Genomic DNA, 1,345 nt, shown 5'->3' with positions numbered 1-1,345 from the left:
GACTCCGGCTGCCGCCTGGCAGGCTGCGCTGCCAGCTTAACCGGTTGTCGGCGTTGTAGCCGCTGAACGTCGTCAGCCACCCGCTGCGGTCATACGCAAAACGCACCCTGTCCGCCTGCATGTGGTGCAGCCGCTCACCTTCTTCCGTGGGGGTGAGCGTCACCTCCGTTATCTGGTCAAGACGGTTGTAGCTGAAGGTCCGTGTACTGTGCTGCGTGTCACTGCGCAACAGGCGGCCCAGCGCATCACGCTCCTGCCGCTCATTACGCACCCCGCCTTCTGTACCCTGCGTCTGGGTGATGACCGGATACCCGCTCGCATTCAGCACAAAATGGCTGAGAGAAGCGGGATTTGAGATCGGCACGGGCGTTACCGTGAAGATCCCGGAAGGTTGCCTGATCCTGCTTGCGGATAACAACGAAGTACAGGAACTGCGCAGGGAGCTTTATCAGGTTAAACAGGTGGTTAAGGGGATGCGGAACGGGATGTTTAGTGTGCTGAACGAAAGCTAAATAATAAAAAGCCGGGAAGATTTAATTTCTTACCTGGCGTTATTACTATTTAACTAATCTTTTTAAATAAATAACAACATCATGTTCTAACAAATTATTGAAGATATTATTAAAAGTACATAGATGCTCATATTCACTCTTTGTTATAACAAGGTCATTTTCGCAGATATAATCACATAATATTTCAAAAGCTAATGGCTCTTCCCCAAAATCGATGTAACTCAACGCATAATTCAGTTCATCTTCAGAAAGTCTGTCATGAAAATTTTCACCAAATTCTTTTAACTCGATACCAGTAGCAGTAGTCATCATTTTGCGCCCGGTAAAGGTGGAATCGGTCCACTATCAGGAAATGCAGTAACTATTCTTCCCTTGGCTGGTTGGAAAACTACTCGAATCTGTACTCCATCTCTGACTTCCCATGCCACCCAATTAGCAGCTTTTCCTGCTTTCGTTAATGCGCCTCCAGTTCCTTGCTGGGCATACCATTTAGTCGATGGTGAATTCACAATATCATCAACTTCGGAAATAATCTTTTTCGCATCCCATGATTGAGGAAAAATCGTTTTACCTGGCTGACCAAGCCACATATGACCACCACTACCAGGACCATCACCATGAAGAATATGTTGTTGCGCTTTTGGACCACAACCAAATAACCCCAGCGGGTCGATCCATGACAGCGGATTCGGCGCATAAGCATAGAGGTTTATCCCCCCCGCCAGCCCTATCGGATCCTGGCTGATAAACCGCCCACACTCCGGCGCATAATATCTGAACAGATTGTAATGCAGTCCCGTTTCTTCGTCAAAGTACTGCCCCGGCAGTCGCAG

Annotated in this window: 3 protein-coding genes and 1 pseudogene; 1 reads left to right on the top strand and 3 read right to left on the bottom strand. The window is 48.2% G+C overall.

Translation table 11 applies throughout. From position 1 onward, the window contains the following. Positions 1 to 349 (bottom strand): annotated as a pseudogene (locus BEA93_RS24375) (hypothetical protein); the annotation flags it as partial. On the opposite strand from BEA93_RS24375, the gene BEA93_RS24370 reads away from it, so the two are divergent. Further along, positions 300 to 512, top strand: coding sequence for a SymE family type I addiction module toxin (locus BEA93_RS24370; protein ID WP_085448795.1), 213 nt, complete (start codon positions 300 to 302; stop codon positions 510 to 512). The pseudogene BEA93_RS24375 and the gene BEA93_RS24370 sit on opposite strands and share 50 nt — an antisense overlap. A gap of 45 nt (positions 513 to 557) precedes the next feature. Here the strand turns inward: BEA93_RS24370 and BEA93_RS24365 are convergent, their stop codons facing one another. Both BEA93_RS24365 and BEA93_RS24360 read right to left on the bottom strand, forming a co-directional pair. After that, a complete protein-coding gene (locus tag BEA93_RS24365) occupies positions 558 to 824 on the bottom strand; it encodes a MafI family immunity protein (RefSeq protein WP_000989061.1) in 267 nt (88 codons plus the stop codon). Continuing rightward, positions 821 to 1,345 (bottom strand): RHS repeat-associated core domain-containing protein (locus BEA93_RS24360; protein ID WP_172955110.1); only part of this gene is annotated, 525 nt, incomplete at its 5' end. The genes BEA93_RS24365 and BEA93_RS24360, both read right to left, overlap by 4 nt.

It is taken from the genome of Escherichia sp. MOD1-EC5950 (genome assembly GCF_002965345.1).
In the GTDB taxonomy this organism is placed as follows: domain Bacteria; phylum Pseudomonadota; class Gammaproteobacteria; order Enterobacterales; family Enterobacteriaceae; genus Escherichia; species Escherichia marmotae.
The sequence above is the reverse complement of the archived record's forward strand: the minus strand, read 5'-3'. Positions and strand labels throughout refer to the sequence as shown.

Coding starts and splice junctions, on each gene's coding strand:
- BEA93_RS24370 (WP_085448795.1), top strand. CDS start 300: ATGACCGGATACCCGCTCGCATTCAGCACAAAATGGCTGAGAGAAGCG.
- BEA93_RS24365 (WP_000989061.1), bottom strand. CDS start 824: ATGATGACTACTGCTACTGGTATCGAGTTAAAAGAATTTGGTGAAAAT.